Annotated in this window: 21 protein-coding genes; 7 read left to right on the forward strand and 14 right to left on the reverse strand. The window is 52.9% G+C overall.

Annotated elements, in window-relative coordinates; translation table 11 throughout:
• Positions 1–139: 139 nt before the first annotated feature.
• A complete protein-coding gene (adhE, locus tag BBD41_RS04825; RefSeq protein ID WP_099476855.1) occupies positions 140–2,773 on the reverse strand; it encodes a bifunctional acetaldehyde-CoA/alcohol dehydrogenase in 2,634 nt (877 codons plus the stop codon).
• 366 nt (positions 2,774–3,139) lie between these two features.
• Here adhE and BBD41_RS04830 point away from each other — a divergent pair, with 366 nt between their 5' ends.
• Positions 3,140–3,865 (forward strand): Crp/Fnr family transcriptional regulator, encoded by a 726-nt coding sequence (locus BBD41_RS04830; RefSeq protein ID WP_099476856.1) that lies wholly within the window; start codon positions 3,140–3,142, stop codon positions 3,863–3,865.
• 279 nt (positions 3,866–4,144) lie between these two features.
• Positions 4,145–4,303 (forward strand): hypothetical protein, encoded by a 159-nt coding sequence (locus BBD41_RS04835; RefSeq protein WP_007133071.1) that lies wholly within the window; start codon positions 4,145–4,147, stop codon positions 4,301–4,303.
• Between the two features lie 293 nt (positions 4,304–4,596).
• On the opposite strand, the gene BBD41_RS04840 is transcribed toward BBD41_RS04835, so the two are convergent.
• The 10 genes from BBD41_RS04840 to BBD41_RS04885 form a co-directional block, all read right to left on the reverse strand.
• On the reverse strand, positions 4,597–5,397 hold the full coding sequence (locus tag BBD41_RS04840) for a formate/nitrite transporter family protein (protein WP_099476857.1): 801 nt from the start codon (positions 5,395–5,397) through the stop codon (positions 4,597–4,599).
• Positions 5,398–5,449: 52 nt separating this feature from the next.
• Complete coding sequence (gene nirD / locus BBD41_RS04845) at positions 5,450–5,770, reverse strand: nitrite reductase small subunit NirD (RefSeq protein ID WP_077565313.1); 321 nt, start codon at positions 5,768–5,770, stop codon at positions 5,450–5,452.
• 378 nt (positions 5,771–6,148) lie between these two features.
• Complete coding sequence (gene nirB / locus BBD41_RS04850) at positions 6,149–8,584, reverse strand: nitrite reductase large subunit NirB (RefSeq protein WP_099476858.1); 2,436 nt, start codon at positions 8,582–8,584, stop codon at positions 6,149–6,151.
• 179 nt (positions 8,585–8,763) lie between these two features.
• Positions 8,764–9,423 (reverse strand): hypothetical protein, encoded by a 660-nt coding sequence (locus tag BBD41_RS04855; RefSeq protein ID WP_099476859.1) that lies wholly within the window; start codon positions 9,421–9,423, stop codon positions 8,764–8,766.
• A 309-nt stretch (positions 9,424–9,732) separates the two neighbouring features.
• Positions 9,733–10,053, reverse strand: a complete 321-nt coding sequence (locus tag BBD41_RS04860; protein ID WP_077565310.1) for a winged helix-turn-helix transcriptional regulator — start codon at positions 10,051–10,053, stop codon at positions 9,733–9,735.
• 154 nt (positions 10,054–10,207) lie between these two features.
• Positions 10,208–10,870 (reverse strand): uracil-DNA glycosylase, encoded by a 663-nt coding sequence (locus BBD41_RS04865; RefSeq protein WP_077565309.1) that lies wholly within the window; start codon positions 10,868–10,870, stop codon positions 10,208–10,210.
• 259 nt (positions 10,871–11,129) lie between these two features.
• On the reverse strand, positions 11,130–11,852 hold the full coding sequence (locus tag BBD41_RS04870; RefSeq protein ID WP_077565308.1) for a ThuA domain-containing protein: 723 nt from the start codon (positions 11,850–11,852) through the stop codon (positions 11,130–11,132).
• A gap of 45 nt (positions 11,853–11,897) precedes the next feature.
• Complete coding sequence (locus BBD41_RS04875; protein WP_007133079.1) at positions 11,898–12,866, reverse strand: sugar phosphate isomerase/epimerase family protein; 969 nt, start codon at positions 12,864–12,866, stop codon at positions 11,898–11,900.
• Between the two features lie 66 nt (positions 12,867–12,932).
• Positions 12,933–14,018, reverse strand: a complete 1,086-nt coding sequence (locus tag BBD41_RS04880) for a Gfo/Idh/MocA family protein (RefSeq protein WP_099480469.1) — start codon at positions 14,016–14,018, stop codon at positions 12,933–12,935.
• A gap of 250 nt (positions 14,019–14,268) precedes the next feature.
• Positions 14,269–15,369 (reverse strand): Gfo/Idh/MocA family protein, encoded by a 1,101-nt coding sequence (locus tag BBD41_RS04885; RefSeq protein ID WP_099476860.1) that lies wholly within the window; start codon positions 15,367–15,369, stop codon positions 14,269–14,271.
• Positions 15,370–15,521: 152 nt separating this feature from the next.
• On the opposite strand from BBD41_RS04885, the gene BBD41_RS04890 reads away from it, so the two are divergent.
• Positions 15,522–16,340 carry a helix-turn-helix transcriptional regulator gene (locus tag BBD41_RS04890; protein WP_077565306.1) on the forward strand — a complete coding sequence of 273 codons (819 nt, stop codon included), beginning with the start codon at positions 15,522–15,524 and terminating at the stop codon, positions 16,338–16,340.
• Between the two features lie 117 nt (positions 16,341–16,457).
• Here the strand turns inward: BBD41_RS04890 and BBD41_RS04895 are convergent, their stop codons facing one another.
• The gene (locus BBD41_RS04895; protein WP_099476861.1) at positions 16,458–16,769 is read right to left on the reverse strand and encodes a hypothetical protein; all 312 of its coding nucleotides are present in this window, start codon (positions 16,767–16,769) and stop codon (positions 16,458–16,460) included.
• A gap of 277 nt (positions 16,770–17,046) precedes the next feature.
• On the opposite strand from BBD41_RS04895, the gene BBD41_RS04900 reads away from it, so the two are divergent.
• The 3 genes from BBD41_RS04900 (at position 17,047) to BBD41_RS04910 (ending at position 18,998) form a co-directional block, all read left to right on the forward strand.
• Entirely contained in the window at positions 17,047–17,673 is a 627-nt protein-coding gene (locus BBD41_RS04900; protein WP_167392957.1) for a TVP38/TMEM64 family protein, read from the forward strand.
• A gap of 85 nt (positions 17,674–17,758) precedes the next feature.
• Complete coding sequence (msrA, locus tag BBD41_RS04905; RefSeq protein ID WP_099476863.1) at positions 17,759–18,727, forward strand: peptide-methionine (S)-S-oxide reductase MsrA; 969 nt, start codon at positions 17,759–17,761, stop codon at positions 18,725–18,727.
• Between the two features lie 88 nt (positions 18,728–18,815).
• Positions 18,816–18,998 carry a DUF2188 domain-containing protein gene (locus BBD41_RS04910; RefSeq protein WP_028407302.1) on the forward strand — a complete coding sequence of 61 codons (183 nt, stop codon included), beginning with the start codon at positions 18,816–18,818 and terminating at the stop codon, positions 18,996–18,998.
• Between the two features lie 158 nt (positions 18,999–19,156).
• On the opposite strand, the gene BBD41_RS04915 is transcribed toward BBD41_RS04910, so the two are convergent.
• Together BBD41_RS04915 and BBD41_RS04920 are read right to left on the reverse strand one after the other, a co-directional pair.
• Positions 19,157–19,756, reverse strand: coding sequence for a chorismate mutase family protein (locus tag BBD41_RS04915; RefSeq protein ID WP_099476864.1), 600 nt, complete (start codon positions 19,754–19,756; stop codon positions 19,157–19,159).
• A gap of 322 nt (positions 19,757–20,078) precedes the next feature.
• Complete coding sequence (locus BBD41_RS04920) at positions 20,079–20,768, reverse strand: YitT family protein (RefSeq protein WP_028407303.1); 690 nt, start codon at positions 20,766–20,768, stop codon at positions 20,079–20,081.
• A gap of 476 nt (positions 20,769–21,244) precedes the next feature.
• On the opposite strand from BBD41_RS04920, the gene BBD41_RS04925 reads away from it, so the two are divergent.
• Positions 21,245–21,616 carry a YhjD family protein gene (locus tag BBD41_RS04925; RefSeq protein WP_099476865.1) on the forward strand — a complete coding sequence of 124 codons (372 nt, stop codon included), beginning with the start codon at positions 21,245–21,247 and terminating at the stop codon, positions 21,614–21,616.
• Positions 21,617–21,655: the final 39 nt, after the last annotated feature.

Raw genomic sequence — 21,655 nt, forward strand, 5'->3', positions numbered from 1 at the left:
CAAATATGCAGCCCTATGACTGATCAAATTTGAACCCTCTGGCTGATTAAAGACAAATAGGCAGCCTTCTGCTATCGGCAAGCACGGCCGGCAGAAGGCTGCATCCATCCCTAGGGTTTACCCCATTCGCTTATCGTGATTAAAACCGTCCATAAAACGCGTTGCGGTATACATCCGCAAGCTCCGATACGAGCGGCAGCTTCGGATTGCTCGTCGTACACTGGTCCTCAAACGCCCGGTCGGCTAACTCGTCGACGCGATTCTCGAAATCCTGCGGATCTATGCCAAGCTGCTGGAACGACTCTTCGATGCCGAGCTTGGCGTTCAATTCCCGGATTGCAAGGATCAGGCTATCGACGCCCTCTTCCGTCGTCCGAGCCGGCAGTCCGAGGATTCGGGCGATCTCGGCATACCGCTGATCGGCCACAAAATGCGTATATTTCGGCCAAGCGGCGAATTTCGTCGGCTTCTTCGCATTGTAGCGAATGACGTGCGGCATAAGGATCGCATTCGTCCTACCATGCGCGGTATGGTACTGACCGCCCCATTTATGCGCAAGGCTGTGGTTGATGCCCAGGAACGCATTGGCAAAGGCCATGCCGGCCAGCGTCGAGGCATTATGCATTTTTTCCCGGGCCAGCTTGTCGCCGGTAAGCGCCGATTGCTCCAGATACTGGAATACGAGCTGAATGGCCTTGATGGCAAGCCCATCCGTATAATCGTTCGCCATGATCGACACGTAGGCCTCGATGGCATGTGTCAGCACGTCCATGCCGGTGTCGGCGACGGCGGTCTTCGGCAGCGTATAGACAAATTCCGGATCAATGATCGCCACATCCGGCGTCAGCTCGTAATCGGCCAGCGGGTATTTGGTGTGACCGGAGACTTTATCCGTGATAACGGCAAAGCTCGTGACCTCCGAGCCCGTGCCCGACGTGGTGGGAATGGCAACGAACTTCGCTTTCTGGCCAAGCTTCGGATACTTATACACCCGTTTGCGGATATCCATAAACTTCTGCTTCAGATCTTTGAAATCGGCATCCGGGTGCTCATAGAACAGCCACATCGCTTTTGCCGCATCCATCGGCGAACCGCCGCCGAGAGCAATGATGCAGTCCGGCTGGAACCTGGTCAGCATTTCGGTTCCCCGTTCAACCGTAGTCGTTGAAGGATCCGGTTCCACTTCCGAGAACACCTCAATCGCTACGGGTGCTCTTCGCTGCCGCAAGTAATGCTCAACCCGCTCCACGTATCCGAGCTTCACCATTATCGGGTCGGTGATAATGGCAATGCGCGATATGCCCGGCATTTTGGCAAGATATTGGGTGGAGCCTTTTTCGAAGTATATTTTATCCGGAACTTTAAACCACTGCATATTCACGGTTCTGCGGTTCACCCTTTTCACGTTGATCAGATTAACGGCCGTTACGTTGGAAGAGGTTGCGTTGCGGCCATACGAACCGCACCCCAGCGTCAGGGATGGAAGATTCGTATTGTAGATATCCCCGATTCCGCCCTGAGAGGACGGCTGGTTCACCAGAATGCGGCAGGTTTTCATGCGGCTCGAGAACGCCCGGATCACGTCCTCATTATGCGAATGAATGACGGACGTGTGTCCCATCCCCCCGAAGGCGACCATTTCCTCCGAACGTTTGATGCCTTCCTGCGCGTTTTTGACACGGTAGCACGCCAGCACAGGGCTCAGCTTCTCCGCGGACAGCGGGTAGCCCGGCCCGACGCCGTCCAGCTCGGCTACCAGAATCTTGGTGCCTGCCGGGACATCCAGGCCGCATTGCTCGGCAATCTTAACCGCCGGCTGACCGACTATCGCCGGATTGACCGCGCATTTGTCGGATATCATGGCCTTGGCCGACAGCTTCACGGTTTCTTCCTTGTTCATAAAATAACAGCCGGCCGCCATCATTTTCTTCTTCACTTGCTCAAACACAGGCTCCTCGATAATAACGGCCTGCTCCGACGCGCAGATCATCCCGTTGTCGAACGTCTTCGATAAAATCAGGTCATTCACGGCTTGGTCGAGGTCCGCCGACTTCTCGATAAAGCACGGCACGTTTCCCGGACCGACGCCGAGTGCCGGCTTGCCGCAGCTGTAAGCCGCTTTTACCATCGCGGAACCGCCGGTTGCCAATATGCATGCCACGTCCGGATGATGCATTAAAGCATGGGTCTTCTCCATGGACGGCTCTTCAATCCATTGAATGCAATCCGCCGGGGCTCCATGCTTGCGCGCGGCCTCCAGCAAAATGGCGGCAGCCTCCCGGCTGCATGCCTGGGCCGATGGATGGAATCCGAAAATGATCGGGTTGCGCGTCTTGATTGAAATCAGCGCTTTGAAGATGGTGGTTGAGGTTGGGTTCGTTACAGGCGTGATCCCCATGATGATCCCGATCGGCTCGGCGATCTTTTGGAACTGGTCATACGGGTTATCCTCTATAACGCCCACCGTTTTGTCGTACTTGATGCTGTTATGGATGTACTCTGTTGCAAACAGGTTTTTAATGATCTTGTCTTCGTATACGCCGCGTCCGGTTTCTTCGACCGCCATTTTTGCCAGCATCATATGCTTCTCGAGCCCGGCCATCGCCATCGCATGCACGATTCGGTCCACCTGTCCTTGGTCCAGCTCCATAAACTGCGCTTGAGCCCGGTTCGCCCGGTCGATTAAGCCCTGTACGTACTGTTCAGCCGTTTGTTCTTTGACTTTGGTTTCTGCGGATGCTTTGGTTTCTCCAGATGCTTTGCTTACAGCCATCTCTCTCATCCTCCCATGGTTTTCTGTTTGGTTGCTTTCGCGGTTGTTTATAGGTATCTGTTGTCTACGGTTCGATCGTAACATAGCGTCTTATATTATTATGTGAATTATTTCACAATATATTGGGTCGACTATATGTTTTTTGATGATTTGTGACATCCTCTTCGGAGCTGTCACGATCGGAGAGACGCAAGAAAAAAGGTTAAGAGGAACCTTCCTGTTCGTGAACTAGATCACAAAGTTTGAAAATTCGCCACTATTTTCCTCCAAATTACCCTTTCAAGTGATTTTTTTCACGTTATAATGGAGGTAACAAATCATTCAAGATTGAACTGATCAAATTTAAAGATGTTAGGAGACACCGACATGAATACTGTAGACAACGTTTTAGAACTAGAAAGCTTAGGGAATATCCAGTGCTTCTCGGAACAAAATCGAAACCGTCTGCTGGTTACCATGAAGGAACGCGCACTCCCTGAAGGCTCGCATTTGTTCTGGGAAGGCGACTTGGCCGACAAGCTTTACTATGTAAAGCAGGGACGCATTAAATTAACGAAAACGACCGATGAAGGCAAAGAGCTTATTCTATATATGTATCATCCGGGTGATCTGATCGGGCATGCCGATCCGTTCATCAGCAGCAATCACAGCTACTCGGCTGAAGTGCTGGAAAGCAGCGTGGTCGGCGTCATCGAAAATAAGGATCTGGAGCTGCTGGTTTGCCAGCATTGCGACTTTGCGATTGATTTCATGAAGTGGATGGGCGTCCACCACCGGATTACGCAGACCAAATTTCGGGATCTGATGATGTACGGCAAACCAGGGGCGCTGTGCTCGACGCTAATCCGTCTTGGCAATACGTACGGGCAACAGCAAGCTGACGGCAGCACCCTGATCAACAAAAAAATTACACATACCGACCTATCGAACATGATCGGAGCCACGCGCGAGAGCGTCAACCGCATGCTGAGCGATCTCCGCAAAAAGGAAGCGATCGAATATGCAGGCGGGCTGATCGTCATTAAAGACTTGTCGATGCTGCAGGAAATCTGCCACTGCGAGCTGTGTCCGAAGGAAATCTGCCGGATCTAGGGTGACTTGGTCACCCTGCGTGGCGTGCGCTGCGCCTTCACAAGTCCCTTATAGGGACTTGCTTGCTTCTGTGGCACGCATTCCACCGCTGAAAGTCCCTTATAGGGACTTGCTTGCTTCTGTGGCGCGCACTGCGCTCCAACAAGTCCCCTTTCGGGACTTGCGCACTGGCACGGCTCCCTCTTCGCTCCTCCCATCCCCGCCGCCGTGCATAATCTGCCTGTCTTTGCCCACAATAATCCTTGTCTTTCCAAAACCATTCCAAGGGAGTGTAAACGCATGCGTGAAGGTTTGATTCCTGCTGTTCTCGGAACTGTAGTTTCTGCTTCAGGCGCCGCTCTGCTTTGCAGCAAGTATAAGCTTGCCGCAACCGGTATTCTTGGCTTCGGACTGGCCCATGTCGTGCTGGGTGCGATTGACCTGGTGGAACACCGGTAAGGATTTGGAGGACATTACGCGCAGCAATCCTGCCTGACATCTCTTCCGCGATGGATTTCAAGGCAAGAGACAGGCAGGCCTGCGCACTTTGCATTGCATACAAAAACGGACCCCGCCCTTTGGCGTAGAGTCCGCTTTTTTACGTTACCGGGTATATGAAGTCGCAATAGAAAAGGGTATCAGATTCGTGCTGCTTTAAATCCTTGGTTCACTTTGATTACTGCTACTTTTGTTATACTACAAGCGACTGTTTGTTAAACTTGAAGCTACTTTTTAAAACCCGGTATTTTCGTTTAGCCTGAAGCTTGCTGCTTCTTGCTTCCTTTCGGAGTCGAAATAAACCAGTACGCGCTGCCGACAAACAGCCCGCCCCCAACAATATTGCCGAGCGTTACCGGCACCATGTTGCTGATCCAGCCGGCGACGGACACCGTCTCCGGATGTCCCGGCAGAATCTTGGCAAGTGTAAGCAGCGTCATGTTAGCAACGCTGTGCTCATAGCCGGTTGCAATAAAGGCAAACAAGCACCACCAGATCAAGATCAGTTTGGCAACCTCGTTTTTCGCTCTCATGCCCGTCCAAATGGCCAGGCAGACCAGCCAGTTACACAGGATTCCCCGGAAGAACAGCTCCATGAACGGGTCGTTCATTTTTTTAGCTGCAGCCGTAAAAATGAGGTGATCGGCCGGAAGGCCCTTGAAAAGACCGGTGGCAGCAACCAGATAACTAAGCAGGACCGCTCCCGCTAGATTACCGATGAACACGATCCCCCAGTTTTTAAGCGTATCCAGGATGGTTGTTTTTCCGGATAACGTGCTCATGGTGAATACCATATGATTACCGGTAAAAAGCTCCGATCCGGCGAATACGACCAGCGTCAGCGCGATGCCGAACGCAGCCCCCATCACGAGAGATTGAAACGGCGAGCCTGCCGCGGCTAGCGGAGCCCCCAGCTTAAATATCAGGACGATGCCGATGCCGACATAAGCGCCGGCGAGCATGGTCGAGACGATATAGCGCAGCAGGCTTTCATTCATCATTTCTTTTTTCTTGACCGCTGTCTGGACGACGGCTTCCACATCGCTTGCGATCATGGGACAACACCTCTTATTTTTGTCGGTTTGATGAAACGATGGATACATTTCGCTACGTGAGGCAAAGCTCGACCCTTCCTTCCCGTTCCCGTACAGGATAGGTTCGCACGTTCCCTGAATCGGGCGCCTGAACGTTACCTGTCGCCAGCTCGATTTTCCAATCGTACAGCGGGTCGTAAATATAATGCCCAGACAGTATGGCCTCCGCCAGCGGTCCCCCTTTCGGGTGCGGATTGTTGTTGTCCAGCGCGAACCATCGATGATCGGAGGTCCGGAAGACGGCGATCTCCTGCTCGCCGATCCTGACGACCCTGCCGATCTGGGGCAGAAAATCCTCAGCCTGCCCGATCACTACGTATTGACCATTTTCCATATAGGATCAACCTCCATGTACAACGTTTGCCATCTAAAAATGAGCACAAATAGCCGGACCAATATTCCGAAGACCCATGCAAATGTGAAACATCTCCATAAAAAAACTTATAACATTCTGCTGCGCCGGAACATGAGACCCACTTTCTTTCATCAATCCGGTACTTCAAACGCGATTACCTCATCCCCCAGGTCTGACCGAGCACGAGGCTATGACGCTGATCGGGCGTTTAGCCGAGTGTCGGCAGCCGTATATACCTGCCTGTACGGCCCTGCTCACCTGGATACCGAGCCAAGGGTTCAACGGGAATGTCTGGGGCGATAAGCGCTAGTGTACTCAAATTACTCGCCCCACGCCGGACTCACCCGAAAGCGAGGTCTATGTCGCGACGACCGGCTGCACGTCCCGGTACAACACATCCCGAAGCTTGTCATCTTCCAGCACTTTTTTCCAAGGATCCGACAGCTGCGACAAGGCCAGCTCGATTCGCCCCACAAGCTCCTTGCGCTGTTGCGTTTTATGAAGGATTGCCTCGCGAATCGCCTCAAGCCCAAGCCGCTCGACCCATTCCGATGTCCGCTCCAGGTAATTCCCCGTCTCGCGGTAATACTGCATGAGGGCTGCGCAGATCTCGATCAGCTCTTCATCGGTTTTCACCTTGCAGAACGAATCGGCCAGCCGTGCCTTCGTACCCCCGTTACCGCCGACAAAAATTTCCCAGCCGCCGTCATTGCCTACGATGCCGATGTCCTTCGTGCAAGCTTCCGCACAGTTGCGGGGACATCCGTTCACCGCCATTTTGAATTTGGCCGGGAAGTCAAGCCGCTCGAATTTCCGTTCGAGGTAAGCGCCCATTCCCATCGAGTCCTGCGTGCCGAATCGGCAAAACTGCGAGCCGACGCAGGTCTTCACGGTCCGGAGCGATTTGGCATAGGCATAACCGGAAGGCATATCCAGCTCCTCCCACACCTTCGGCAAGTCCTCTTTCTTGACGCCGACCAAATCCAGACGCTGTCCCCCCGTCACCTTGACGACCTTGACATTGTATTTTAACGATACGTCCGCAATTCTCTTCAGCGCCTCCGGTGTTGTTACGCCGCCGTACATACGGGGAACGACCGTATAAGTGCCGTCCTTCTGGATGTTGGCGTTCATCCGCTCATTCACGAACCTCGACTCCCGCTCCTCCCGGTGCGTCAGCGGGTTCAGCATGGTCAGGTAGTAGTTCAGCGCCGGACGGCATTTCGAGCACCCTTCCGGATTGCTCCAATCCAGAACATGCATGACCTCTTTGGTTGTGGTCAAGCCTTTGGCCCGGATCTCCGCAACGATGGTATCCCGATCAAGCGTCGTGCACGGGCAGATTCCCTGCTTGGCCGCCGTCGTAAAGCCGTCTCCCAGTACGCTCTGGAGAATTTGCTCCACCACAGGCTTACAGCCGCCGCAGGACCGCGTCGCCCCGGTGCATGCCTTGATCTCATCCACGGTGGTCATTCCCTGAACCGTGACGGCGTCCACGATCGCTTTCTTCGTCACGCCGTTGCAGCCGCACACGATTTCGTCGTCGGGCATTTGCGCGATGCGCATGGCCGCATCGGCCCCTTTTCCGGCACAGCCGCCCATGATCGAGTGATAGATATCGTCGGTCATCTGCGCTTTTTTGCGTATCAAAGACTGCAGATTGGCCGATTCGCTTACATCCCCGAACAATAGGGCGCCAACGATCCTTCCGTCCCTGATGAGGATTTTCTTATAGGTTTTCTTCCAGTCATCCTTGGCAAGAACAACGTCATGCTCCGGCTGCTCGATAAATTCGCCGGCCGAGAATACGTCCACGCCGCTTACCTTCAATTTGGTCGACACTATCGAACCTTGATAAGGAGGGGTGTCCACGCCGCATAACCGCTTGGCCAGCACTTGTCCTTGCTCGAATAATGGCGCGACTAGCCCGTAGCATACACCGCGATGCTCGCAGCATTCCCCGACGGCATACACATCCTGCATCGAGGTTTGCAGATAATCGTCTACGACGATGCCCCGCCGGACCTCGATCCCGCTCGCCTGCGCTACCTCCGCATTGGCACGGATGCCGACAGCCATGACGACCAGATCCGCGTCCAGCTCATCGCCGTCCTTGAAGCGCAGACCGGTTACCCTCGCATCTCCCAATACCTCGACCGTTTGCTTCCCTAATAAAAAGCGGATACCCTGCCGCTCAAGCTCATCCTGCAGCATATGCGCAGCCACAGAATCGAGCTGGCTTTCCATGAGATCGTTCATCAGGTGCACGACGGTAACATCCATGCCGAGACTCACGAGGCCTTTCGCAGCCTCCAGTCCCAGCAATCCTCCGCCGATGACCGCAGCTTTCCGGTACGTTTTCGCTGCCTGAAGCATCCGGGTGCAGTCGGCGATGGTTCTAAAGCCGATCACGCCTTCTTTGTCGCTGCCGGGTACCGGCAATATGAAGGGCTTGGACCCCGTTGCGATAATGACCTGATCATAGGGAACTGCCATCCCGTTGTCCGTCATGACAACCTTGGCGGCTTCATTAATCCGCTGTCCGCTTGTACCCGTATGCAGCGTAATTCCGTTATCTTCATACCATTTCCAATCATTCAAGACGATGTCATCCAGTGTTTTGGTGCCTTCAAGCACATAAGAGAGCATAATCCGGTTGTAATTCGGGTGCGGCTCCTGGCCGATCACCGTAATATCGAATGCCCCGCTAAGCTTCAAAATTTGCTCGACCGTGCTGATTCCTGCGATGCCGTTGCCGATGACCACTAGCTTTTGTTTTTTTGCTGCTGGCATGGTTATTCCTCCCACACTGTATTGTTGCGTTATCCCATCCATCCTTTCAAATTGATTATATCGTCTTATGTCCGAATAACTTGTGATATATTTCACACTCTTGATTAAAATTTTAACCTTCAGCAAAAATAACCCTGCCTATGCATCAAGGCAAGGTTACATCCGGTGGATTCGGATGGCTATATCATACGGGCTTCCATGAACTCCCGTCTTCCGTTCGTTTTCAAATAGGGCATAATGCCCGCATATCCGGCAGCGTTCAGGTTCACGCCGGTCACCCAATTACCTGCATGCTCTTCCCCCTTGGCTCCGGCGATGACCACCGGTGCGGGAATCAGCTCCTGATACAGCGGAATGCCCGCCTGAATCGTCTTAAACGCTTTGCCGCTCTGTAAGAATGGAATGGCGCTGCTGTACGTAGGCACGAAATATTTGCCGATCACTTCTAGCTCCTCTCCGTCATAAAAGGGCTCGCCGCCTATAAACGGATGCAGCATAAGTATATTTTCAAAATGCGACCAGATGAACATCTGCAGCAATCGTCCTGTCCGGCCGCTCTCCAGCCTGTCTCCGGTCTGCACGCCGTATCTCTCATAATCGATAAACTTCCAGCCGCGCGGACCCTTCACCCATTTCTGAAACATGAGTTCGCCCTCTCCGCTGCGTCCGGATTGATCCGGGCTTGTTCCCTTTAAAACCGTCAGCCGCTGCTCATCGGCATGCTGAACCAGCATTTGGCGCGTCTTCTCGACAATATGCCTCACCTTGAGCGAAGCGTTCGCCAGCTCGGCGATGTCTTCTTGTCCATAATGAAAATGGGAAATACAGCCGCGTTCCATCCTTAAGATCGCCTCCTTCGTCTGACGTCAAGCAGATCTACTGTCATCATATAAACGAACAGCGGAGTTGGTGCATGTCTCGTTAGATTTTCCTGTTTTCTCCACGCTGATCCCCGCTAAGCTGCATCAGAAAACGTCATTCGGCGTACGCTCCAAGCAGACAGATCACAACTGAACAATAATTACGCTTGCGATATCAGGCAGCAGATCCTCCGAGGTTCGTATTTTCTGTAACAAAATAAAAAAGAACCCTGATATGAGTTGTTCTCATGTCAGGGTTCAGCTAGTGATGGGAACGCCGCCAATGGTTCATTTCTCGACCCATTGTTCAGCCCAGGAAGCAATCTGCTCCATGACCGGGCGAAGCGCTTTGCCTTTCTCCGTAAGCTCGTATTCAATACGAACCGGCGTTTCCGGGTACACATGACGAATCAAAATTCCTTCGCATTCCAGATCCTTCATCCGCTCCGACAGCATCTTGTCACTCATGGACGGAATCAGGTTGGAGATGTCTTTAAAACGCTTCGGACCGCTCATCAATGTCTGGATAATCAATCCGTTCCAACGTTTACCCAGAAAAGAAAACGCGGATTCAAAGCGGGGACACAGCGTAATGTTTGTAACTTCCATATCCTTTCACCTCTTTACGAAGTCACCATATGTTTCAAAAATGTATTCGTTTAACGAGAGATCGAAAAACTTACGATTAGTTAGTATGTTTCATTTTAACACATTTTCGGGAAGCTGAAAACCACCTGGCCCCTTTTTCCCATAAATTCAGCACTTATTCCGTTAATATCCGTGCCAAAATATCCAAGTCGGATTCGATGATCCGGGACAATTTTCGGTTATACAGGACGGCAGCCGGATGGAAGATCGGGAAGATGCTATAGGTCTCCAGCGAAAATCGATAGCCCGCACCGGGATTGTCACGCTCTGCCGCCTGCTGAACGGGTCCCTCGATCAATTTCCCGTGCAGCGAAGTGACGGTTTCATGGCTCCCGATCAACCGGTGCAGCGCAATATTCCCCATCGGGATCAGGAATTGCGGACGAACCCAGCGAATTTCCTCGTCCAGGATCGGTGCATGGGCCAAAATTTCGACTTTCGTGGGCGTTCGGTTCGAACGGCTGATCACCCTTTCGCCGGAAGCTCGGGTGATGATACGTTCCTTAAACGGCCGGCTCCTTACCGTGCTTGTAATATAGACCTCGCTGCGGGAGAGACCCAGGCGCTCCAGATAGGCATCCATCTCCCGGCCGGCTTGGCCGGTAAAAGGCTTGCCTTCCTGAATTTCGGTGGCACCGGGCGCTTCCCCGACGAACATGACTTTGGCAGGTACGGCCCCTCTCCCCAGCAAAAATCCCTCGACAGGCTCATGGGCAAGCCTTGACCTGCATAAGGCGATCGTCTCCGGACTTACTGGCGCGCTTTGGGTATCCTTCATCCGTCATCCCTCCTTGCACAGCATCGACGATATTACCGCGTGCCTCTCCCGGCGCGCGGTGTAATGATGACTGCTACACGATGATCAGCGTCGACGCTCGCCGAGTTATCCATACTCTACCTAGTATTTAAAATACCCTATGCTTTAGTATATTGTATCCTTTACCCATAAAAAAATGAATGGCATCACGTTCTTTAAAGTAGAAAACGAGCCGTTCAAGGCAGATGCCTTGCTCGGCTCGTTTCATTATAGTCGGAATTTATGCCAGCACCGGCAGCGGACGAACCGGCTGACTGTTGCCGAAGGTCTGCTTGCCTGCTGCGGAATAAGCCCAATGGATCGCGTTCGTAATGACTTTCAGCACTTCAGGGTTGTAGTAGGTCGGATACGTCTCATGCCCTGGACGGAAGTAGAAAATATTCCCGTGGCCGCGCTTGAACGTGCACCCGCTGCGGAATACTTCGCCGCCTTCGAAGTTGCTGACAAAGACCAGCTCATCCGGTGCCGGAATATCGAAGAATTCCCCGTACATCTCCTCATGCTCAATGATGATCGGACCTGTAAGGCCCGCAGCGATCGGATGCGTCGGATTCACGCTCCAAATGATTTCCTGCTCTCCCGCCTCGCGCCACTTCAAATCGCAGCTTGTTCCCATCAGGGCTTTGAACGGCTTTGAAAAATGTCCCGAATGCAGGACGATCAGACCCATACCGTCCAATACCCGCTTGACGACCTTGCTGACGATTTCGTCGCTGACCTGGTCATGAGCCATATGCCCCCACCATAACAGCACATCGGTTGAGTCCAGTACGTCATCCGTCAATCCGTGCTGCGGCTGATCCAGCGTTGCCGTGCGGATGATAAAATCCGGATGCTGCAGACCCTCCGCCAAAGCCGTATGGATCCCGCTTGGGTATACGGTGCGGACCTCATCGTGGATTTTCTCGTGTACGAACTCATTCCAAATGGTTACATTAAGCATGCTGTTGCTCCCCCTAATTGCGTATTCACTTGCTGCTGTACGATGTTAGACCCACCACATTTCTCCGAGCGGCTCTTCGATCAGCACTTGCTGAAGGTTTTGCACCGCTTTGGAGAAGCCTTCCTCAACGGACATCAGTCCGTCTTCATGCTCAATGCTCACGACGTAATCATATCCGACAAGGCGAAGGGCGCTCATCATGTCAGCCCATTCCTTCACATCGTGCCCGAAGCCCACGCTGCGGAACTGCCAAGCGCGGTCCAGCATATTCGCGTAGGACTGCATGTCGGTCAATCCGTGTTTGTTCACATTGATCGGATCAATGCTGGTATCCTTCGCGTGGAAGTGATGGATGGCTCCGGCACGTCCCAGAATGTGGATCGCTTGAACAGGATCGATGCCCTGCCACCACATATGGCTCGGATCGAGGTTCGCCCCGATCACTTCACCGGCCGCTTCGCGAAGGCGGAGCAGCGTTCCCGGCGTATGGACGGAGAATCCGCCATGGAGCTCGAGGCCGATTTTTACGTTGCGGTCAGAAGCGTATTTGCCCCACTCAGTCCAGTAAGGAATGACTTTATTCTCCCACTGCCAAGTCAGAATTTCTTGATAATCGTTAGGCCAAGGTGCTACCGGCCAGTTCGGATATTTGGCATCCTCATGGTCCCCCGGACATCCGGAGAAGGTGTTGACAACCGGTACTTCCAGTTTTTCTGCAAGCTCCACGGTTTTGACGAACACGTCATGGAACTCTTTGGCTACCGCTTTTTGCGGGTGAAGCGGGTTGCCGTGGCAGCTCAGCGCGCTTATGATCAAGCCGCGGGATTCTACGGCGTTCTTGAAGTTTTTCAGCGCGGTTTCGTTCTCGAGAAGCTCGGCCGGATTGCAGTGTGCATTGCCAGGGTATCCGCCCGTACCGATCTCCACCGCCTTCAGGCCTTTGGAAGCCACGTAATCCAGTGCATCCTCAAATTTACGTCCGCTCAGCAATACCATAAATACGCCTAGTTTCATTGTATACCTCCTGATTTTCTAAAGTTTAAGTATTTGGTGATCAATTAGAACTTAGTTGCCTAGACCTTAGTTGTCGAAGTAAACCGCTTTGCCGGTCTTCGCCGACTCATAGATAGCTTCCAAGATTTGCGTGACCACGAAGGCTTGCTCCGGCTTGACGACAGGTTCCTTGTCTTCGATGATCGCTTCAAGCCACATTCTCGCTTCACGGTCGGCATCGCTTTCGCTCGTGCCGGAATAGAATGCGACTCCGCCGGCGTTCAGGTCGATTTTCGTCTCGTACAGTCTGCTCATTTTCTCGCCGTTAATGCGAAGACCATCCTGCATATCGGCGCCGCCTTCCGTGCCGGCAAGAATCGTCTTCGCTTCGCCGAATTCCACCACATTGAGCGCCCAGCTGGACTCCAGTTGGATCGTTGCACCATTCTCCATGGTGATAAAGCCGAATGCGGAGTCCTCGACCGTGAATTTGTTCGGATCCCAAGGACCGAAGGCATTGGCTGCATTTTCGCGCTGTCCCAGCTTGTGGAAGGTCGAACCGAGCACGCTCTTCGGCTTGTAGTTGTCCATCAGCCACAGCGTCAAATCAAGCGCGTGCGTGCCGATATCGATCAGCGGGCCTCCGCCTTGCTTCTCTTCGTCCAGAAATACGCCCCAGGTCGGAACGGCGCGGCGGCGAAGGGCAAGCGCTTTGCCGTAATAGATGTCGCCAAGCTCGCCATTCTCGCAGATTCCCTTCAAGTACATGCTGTCGTTGCGGAAGCGGTTGTTATAACCGATCGTCAGCTTCTTGCCCGTACGCTCCGCAGCCTCCAGCATCAGCTTCGCCTCGGCAACGGTCTTCGCCATCGGCTTCTCGCACATCACGTGCTTTCCGGCTTCCAAGGACGCTACCGTGATCTCCGAGTGGGAATCATTCGGCGTACATACATGAATAACGTCGATGCTTTCGTCTCTCAGAAGCTCCCGGTAGTCGGAATAGACCTTGGCCCCTTCAGCGCCGTACTCGGCAGCGGCCTTTTCCGCACGCTCGACCACAATGTCGCAGAAGGCAACCATTTCGGCCTGGGCCTGCTTTTTCAAGCTTGGCATATGCTTGCCGTTGGCAATCCCGCCGCAGCCGATAATACCGATTCGTAATGTTTTCGACATGTCCGTTTCCTCCCCTGTGAATTCATCTTCGTAAGTGATAATAGCGGTGGTGTAACGCTTACATTCGGTAATTGCGCGGATAAGCTCCTTCGCGCATTGCGCATTTATAAGCTCATATGCTTGCTTCATGACCAAGTGTACAGGATGATTGGCCGAGATTCCAGTTCATGATGGACTCATTGATCATAAAAGGACCTTCGGCCCTCCCGTATGAAGCAAGCCATATGACAGACCTAAGTCTTTAAGTCCGTTATTCGGCGGATTCGGCCTGCTGCGGAGCCGGAAGGCTGCCGTAACGGTACGTGCTCTTCAGAACGATATGTCTGCCTTCAAGCGAGGACTGCTGGAATGACTGCATAATCTCCAGCACATGATAGGCCATGCGGCCGCTGGAGCGATGGTCCTTCTGCTCATGAATCGATTGGATCATGTCGTTGATGCCGAGCCCCCGCTCATTATTGCCGCATTCAAAGACCGGTTCGAGCACTTCCCATGCATCGGAGCCGTGTCTCTTCAGCTTCACTTCGCCGTTGAAGAAGTTCGGATCGCCAAGGCTGAGCGTGCCCTGGGTCCCATAAATTTCGATCCAAGGCAGATTAGAACCGCCGAAGATATCGAAGCTTGTGATCATCGTGCCGATGGCACCGTTCTCAAAATCAAGCGTTCCCGCTAAATGCGTCGGCGTCTGCACGTGGATAGGCTTGCCTTGAAGCGGGCCCGAGCCAACCGTCCGATCCGGGATCTGGATGCCGGTCGACGCGCTGACACGGCGTGCAGGACCAAGCAGCTCGACCAATGCCGATACGTAATAAGGTCCCATATCCATCATCGGGCCTCCGCCCGCAGCATAGAAAAATTCCGGGTTCGGGTGCCAGGCCTCCGGCCCGGATCCCATCATGAATGCCGTAGCGGCGATCGGCCGTCCGATCATGCCGGATTCGATGGCGGCCTTGGCCGTTTGAACCCCGGAGCCGAGGAACGTGTCCGGCGCGCAGCCAACGCGAAGCCCCCGCTGATCGGCGAGGTTCAGCACCCGCCGGCCTTCCTCCAGCGTTATGGCCAGCGGCTTTTCGCTGTACACATGCTTGCCCGCTTCCAGTGCGGCGATATCCACATTCGCGTGGCTGGCCGGTATCGTCAGATTGATAATAAATTCAATGTCGGGCTGTGCGAGCATCTCCTCGACGGTATAAACATTCGGGATGTTGAATTCTTCCGCTTTCGCTTTCGCGTTCTCCATAATCAAATCGGCACATGCCACGATCTCGATCCACGGGCTGTTCTTCAAGTTCGTGAAGTAAATGCCGCTGATGTTGCCGCAGCCGATAATGCCTGCTTTCATTTTGTTCATCGATGTCACTCCTTGAGTGTAAGATGTGCCCCGGACTAGTACCATGGTATTCTTTAATGCTTTCGTTTAAAATGAATAATATGATCGAAACATGAACAATCTGGTCATTATTTTCTTCATTTCTTTGTGTGATTCAGAAGGGGACGTAAGCAATGGATTCCAATTTAACGAACCAAGTCGTAGCAGCCGATTTTTCATTTCATCGCAAGCCCTTTAACATGACGATGCCGGACGGCTTTGACACCTACCTGATGCGGTGGCAGACGGACGGCCGCTGCCGGGCCCGCATTGACGATGAGCTTGCGCTCGTCGAAGCCGGCGATTTGCTGATTTTTCCTCCGGGCCAATTCTACGAGCTCCGTATTGACGATGAAGTCAATGCCATGGGAGAGCTGACGATTGAGAGCGGAGATTATCATATTTTTTTCAAGGGGCCTTGGGCGGATGCCTGGTGGAAATCGAAGAAGCGTCCTTCCAAAATCCGCGTCCCGGTCGAAGAGCGGTACTTGAGCCTGTTCCGCCAGATCGTTCTGGAGCAGCGCCGGGTTTCGAATCCTTATCCGGAAATATCGGACTACACGGCTAGAATTCTCTGCCTGGAGGTCGACCGCCTGCTCTCCGAGCAGCCGACCACCACGCCGAAGACCTATCTGGCCTACCGCATGAAAAATTATATTGAAGAGAACGCATCCTCCATGTTCAAGCTGGAGGACGTCGCCGCGCATGTGGGCATCAGCGTCTCGCGGGCGGTGCACCTGTTCAAGGAAACCTTCGGAACCACCATCATGCAGTATACGATGGATGTCCGCCTGAACATGGCCAAGGAGAGAATCGTATTCAGCCCGCTGTCGCTGGAGGACGTCGCCGAAACGTCGGGCTTTGCCAACTACACCTATTTTCACCGGGTGTTCCGCTCCCGATTCGGCCAATCGCCGAAGCAGTTCCGGTTGAACAGCCGGACGCCGACTTAAAGCAGCGATCGATTGCGAGCGACACAAAAAGGACCGGCCAAGGATTTGCTCCTTGCCGGTCCTTCCATTTTAGTTACATAGACGAGAAGCGCGCTATCGTCCCTCAAGGGCTGCGATTTACGGCCGAGCGTGCCGCGCGGCCGCCGCTTCGGCAACAACTGCTGCCAAGTCGTCATTGCCGTACATCGACAGCACGCCAAGAACCGTCTGGTCCGGGATATCCCCAGCCTCCTCCTTCGGCACCGTCAGCTCCAGGACGCGGCCCAGCCGTTCGTTATCCGGCTGTCCGGGATACGCCTTCCGGTACAGCTCCGCCGGATCCAGGCCGTGATTGACGCACCACTGCGCAAACACAAGGATCATCATATCCTCGTCCTGCCGGTAGGATTCCACGATCCGATCTTCCATGGATTTTCCTTCAGCATCCATTCTCTCTCTCCTCCTCACCCGAGAAGCAGCCATGCCCATGGCCGCCTTCTTACATCATGAGGACATTATAACGCTTTGCCTGCATGTATACAAAACGGTGGCTTGAACCGGTTTGGTTCGACGCTTGTTTCCCAGGCTTTCACTTGGATTCGACATCCCCGGCGGAATGTCCCCGGGCTAGATGATCTCTTTTCGTTTACAATAGCTTTCCGCTCCGTCCGAATGTTTGTTATCATATTCCTATTCCTGTTGTTATTAAAGCGAGGTTTATACATTTATGAAAAGATGGAGCCGATGGATGATTCCCGCGATTTATGCCGGAATTCTCGCAGCCGGCCTTACGTTCCGCCATGAGCTGCTGGATTGGCTTCAGCAGAACCGTTCCCTCCCGCTCATGACGCTGCTGGCCGCTCTTCTCGCCCTGATCCCCATCGTCCCCTATAAAGCCGTCATTGCCGTGCTCGGATACGCTTATGGCCCTGTATGGGCATCGACCGCTGCATGGCTAGGTACGACGACGGCAGCCTGCATCGTGTATTTTGGCGTTCGGACGCTGTACCGGGAATCCGGCAGGCGCCTGCTCGGCAAGTATAAGATGCTGCACGCCTTTACGGAAGCCGTGGAGCGTCATCCCTTTCGAGCGGTATTCCTGGCGCGGCTGCTTCCGATCATTCCGCAGACGGGTGTGAATCTATACGCCGGGATTGCTTCGGTTCCGTTCTGGACCTTTACGGCCGCTTCGGCGCTCGGGAAGATCCCTGCAATTGTTCTGTATGCCTGGCTCGGAAGCGGCCTTGCGGACCGCCCTCTTTTGTTCGCCCTGCTTGCCGCAGCCATGATGCTGGCAGCAGCTGCCGTCCTGGCTCTTTACCGCTGCATGAAAAGGCGCCGTGCGAACGTTTGACGAAATTTTGGTTTCACCGGGTAAAAGGATTATAATAGAACATAAGGTTTCATCATCTTGTAATGAACGCATGGAGGGATAAAATATGGATAATCGTACAGCCCCAAGTCAACTGGCCACGTTTGCCGGAGGGTGCTTTTGGTGCATGGTCTCTCCGTTTGACGAACTGCCAGGCATCCTGAAGGTGGTGTCCGGCTATACCGGCGGCCACACCGAGAACCCGACCTACGAGGAGGTCTGCTCCGATACGACCGGCCATTACGAGGCCGTCCAAATTACGTATGATCCGGAGGTCTTCCCATATGAAAAGCTGCTGGAGCTGTTCTGGCAGCAGATTGACCCGACCGATGAAGGCGGGCAGTTCTATGATCGCGGAACGTCCTACCGTACCGCGATTTTCTATCATACCGAGGAGCAGCGCGAGCTCGCCGAGCAATCCAAGGCGGCGCTTGCGGCAAGCGGCAGATTCGATAAGCCGATCGTAACGCCGATTATTCCGGCCAGCACGTTTTACGAGGCGGAAGAGTACCACCAGGATTATTACAAAAAAAATCCGGGCCATTACAAGCGGTATCGTAAAGGCTCCGGCAGGGAGGATTTCATCGAGCGCCATTGGTCCGAGCCGATCGATAAAGAGGAGCTTAAGCAGCGCTTGACCCCGATCCAATATGAGGTCACCCAGAATAACGCGACCGAGCCGCCGTTCCGGAACGAGTTCTGGGACCATGACGGCGAAGGCATCTATGTGGATATCGTCTCGGGCGAGCCGCTTTTCAGCTCGACCGACAAATATGATGCCGGCTGTGGCTGGCCGAGCTTCACGCGGCCGATCCGCGAGCACAACATCAAGGAGAAGCTCGACCTCAGCCACATGATGGTGCGCACCGAGGTAAGAAGCAAGAAAGCCGATTCCCATCTGGGGCATGTGTTTGACGACGGTCCAGGGCCGAACGGCCTTCGCTACTGCATCAATTCGGCCGCGCTTCGGTTCGTTCCGAAGAAGGATCTGGAGAAGGAAGGCTACGGCGAATACCTGCAGCTGTTTGAGAAGTAAGCGGGTCTTCCGTCTTTGCATCCGATTAATATCGGGCCCGGCCGGGTAATATGACAGTAATCGAACATATAAATGGAGGGATTTCACGATGCCTTGGAGCAAGCATGACTATCCGCCATCCATGAAAAACCTCGAGCCCCGGGTCCGGAACAAAGCCGTGGAAATCGCGAACGCCCTGCTGGAGGAAGATTACGATGAAGGCCGCGCGATTGCCATCGCCACGGCCAAAGCCCAGGAGTGGGACGAGAACCATCCGGATGAGAAGGAGTAGTCTGATGGTTTACGCTACCTATATCATTTATAGAAAACAAGTCCCGAGAACGGGACTTGTTTTTTTCATATTGGCTGCGTATATCGAATCCCGCTAATATTCTAGTAAAAGCTAAACACTCACTACCCAAGCCACTGGTTTCATTCATGAAATGGAAATTAATCTACTCGTATCGTGATTTTTTGGCCAGTTGGTTTATTCGAGAAGGGTCTGCTGAACTCACTGAAAATGAATTCCATCCCTTGGATTTGATCAGAAAGCGGCGGGGATATGATGTAGTTAAACGATGAATGACCAGAGGCACTGCGTCCGGTATCCATGCTGCAGTCGTATTCATCTCCCACATATAATTCGAAATGCTTCAGTTCATATGAAGGCTCCGATTCGTTTGTTACGTCCCAGTCCACATTGAAGGTGACTACGCTTGCATTGTCATATTGCCGTACAGAGGTCACGGTATAGAAGAATTCCCCTTGTTCCACGGATTTCAGCACGGGAATATGCTTTCTGAATCCGGTCGGCTTTACGACGGGCTTGAAATATTGTTCGGTTAACAATGCAGCAAACACGGATTTTAAAAAATCCGGATAGAACTCATAATCAGCTGCCCATTTCTCTATGTATTCTAATGGCGGATAGCCTGGATTATGGTTTGAGAGCTCCTTGCGTTCTTTTAGCAGTTTGCAAATTTGTTCATCAATGTGATAAATGTCCTCATCGTAATGCTCGGTTGGACGTTCAAATGGCATTCGTTTCATATTTGTCCTCCTAATCCATAATGTTTTGCCCCATATCGGATGTTCAGGATGAAGCTCAGGTTTGCCGCAGCGTTAGACCGGTCTTCTTTTTTATCGTAAGCAGACCAAGATCCGACCGGCATGTTAGTTTTTCTTATTCGGTGCAGTATTCGCATTTTCCTTGGACACCAAAATAACGCCAGTAAAAGTTAAACGGCCTTCCCCCCAATCACATTCAGGAAAAAGGCCGTTTTGCTTGTATGATGGATTCGCTTATTGAACAAGTGCATTTCACACCGGGGCTTAAGCATAGACCGCCCCTTCCTCTCGTACAACCGGATCATCACCGGCCGCTTACCGTATGCTGCGCAGGTTTCGGCGCAACGGCGGCTCGCTGGGAGCGCGCTGGCTTCGGGCCTTGCTTCTTGCCGGTTCTCTCCGTACCGAAGGTTACCGTCAACGTGATGATTTGCCCCGCAATGGATACGGCTAATATGGTATACAAGGTTTCAACCAGCGGCATATAAAACAGGGAAAGGAGAAGCACGATCGCATCCATTAGGAAAAAGACCGTTCCTACCTTCAGTCCGCTCCATTCGCTGAACAGAACAGAGATCACGTCATCTCCACCCGTAGCTCCGCCGAATCGGAGGACGATGCCGGCACCAAAGCCGGTCAACACCCCGGACAGCAGCGCAGCTGCCAATAGATTATTCCCAAGATCGATGACGAGCGTCGAGTATCGCTCCATCAACGCATAGAAGAGCGTGAACATGCTCGCTGCCGCAACCGTATGAATGATGAATTTTCTTCCCTTTACAAACCAAGCGATCAGCAATACCGGAATATCCATCAGGATCATGCTGAGCGCAGGCGGAATATCCAGCACATACTTGCCCAACAGCGCCAGGCCAACAAATCCGCCTTCCGTCAAATGATTATAAAAATTAATGTGGTAATACGCAAATGCCATTAAAAACGTTCCGAACATCATCGCCGACATGGCGATAATCGACTCTTGATTTTTCCTCATACAGGATCCCTCTTGTCGTAGTAGATTGGTCAGACACAGGCCAATCTCTACGCAGAGGCAACCGTGAGGAGTTCATCCTTCGAACCATAGTTCCCATTCCTTTCGTAGAGACCGTCCTGGTCTTCAGACGTCCGACTTCGCTCTACGAAGGAAGCTATGTGTATGAGAGATCATAACGTTTCCAAATCGTCCTTTGGGGATTCGTCCTTCGGGGACTCATGGTATCCTGATCCTTTCTCTTTTAGTTGACTGCTAATATCATTATAACACAAAAGAGCAGCAAGCTAAACAGACAGCTTTCAATTACTGGAATTCACATAAGCTTTTGTAAAAAATTAAAGAGGTTTTTGACGTCTTTGATGCCCCTCCTCCCTTCTGGCAGAAATTATGGATTGCGGGAAGCATACGATTGGCATACCATAGGTATAATAGAACACATGTTCCCTTTTGAATCTATCGTTGAGGATGTGTCGCATATGAAACGGACGGCCCCCCCTCTTCCCACCCGGGAGGATGAAGCCCTCATTCAAGACTACATGCTGCATGCGGTCATTGAATCCGTGCTTACACGCGATATGAATCTGCTGCCAACCCTCGAGCTCAAGCTGGCTGACCTTTATGCTCTCATCCTCCGGCATGCCGGCAGAGATAATGCCGACCGGCTATGGACAGTCCGGCGGCAGATGCGGCACCGCGGCATACGCATTCTGGCCCGTCGCCGTACCGCCGCCGGATTCGAAATCAAGTATCTGTGCCGCGGATACGAATGCATGCTAGCATTCGACTCGGCTGCCTTCATGCAGGAGCTTGCAGCACGGATCGGGGCCGTATCCCAAAATCGTTTATAAGCCATACTAAGCTCCAAATACACACAAGGCAGGAGCTTT

The sequence above is a fragment of the Paenibacillus ihbetae genome, from assembly GCF_002741055.1.
In the GTDB taxonomy this organism is placed as follows: domain Bacteria; phylum Bacillota; class Bacilli; order Paenibacillales; family Paenibacillaceae; genus Paenibacillus_AQ; species Paenibacillus_AQ ihbetae.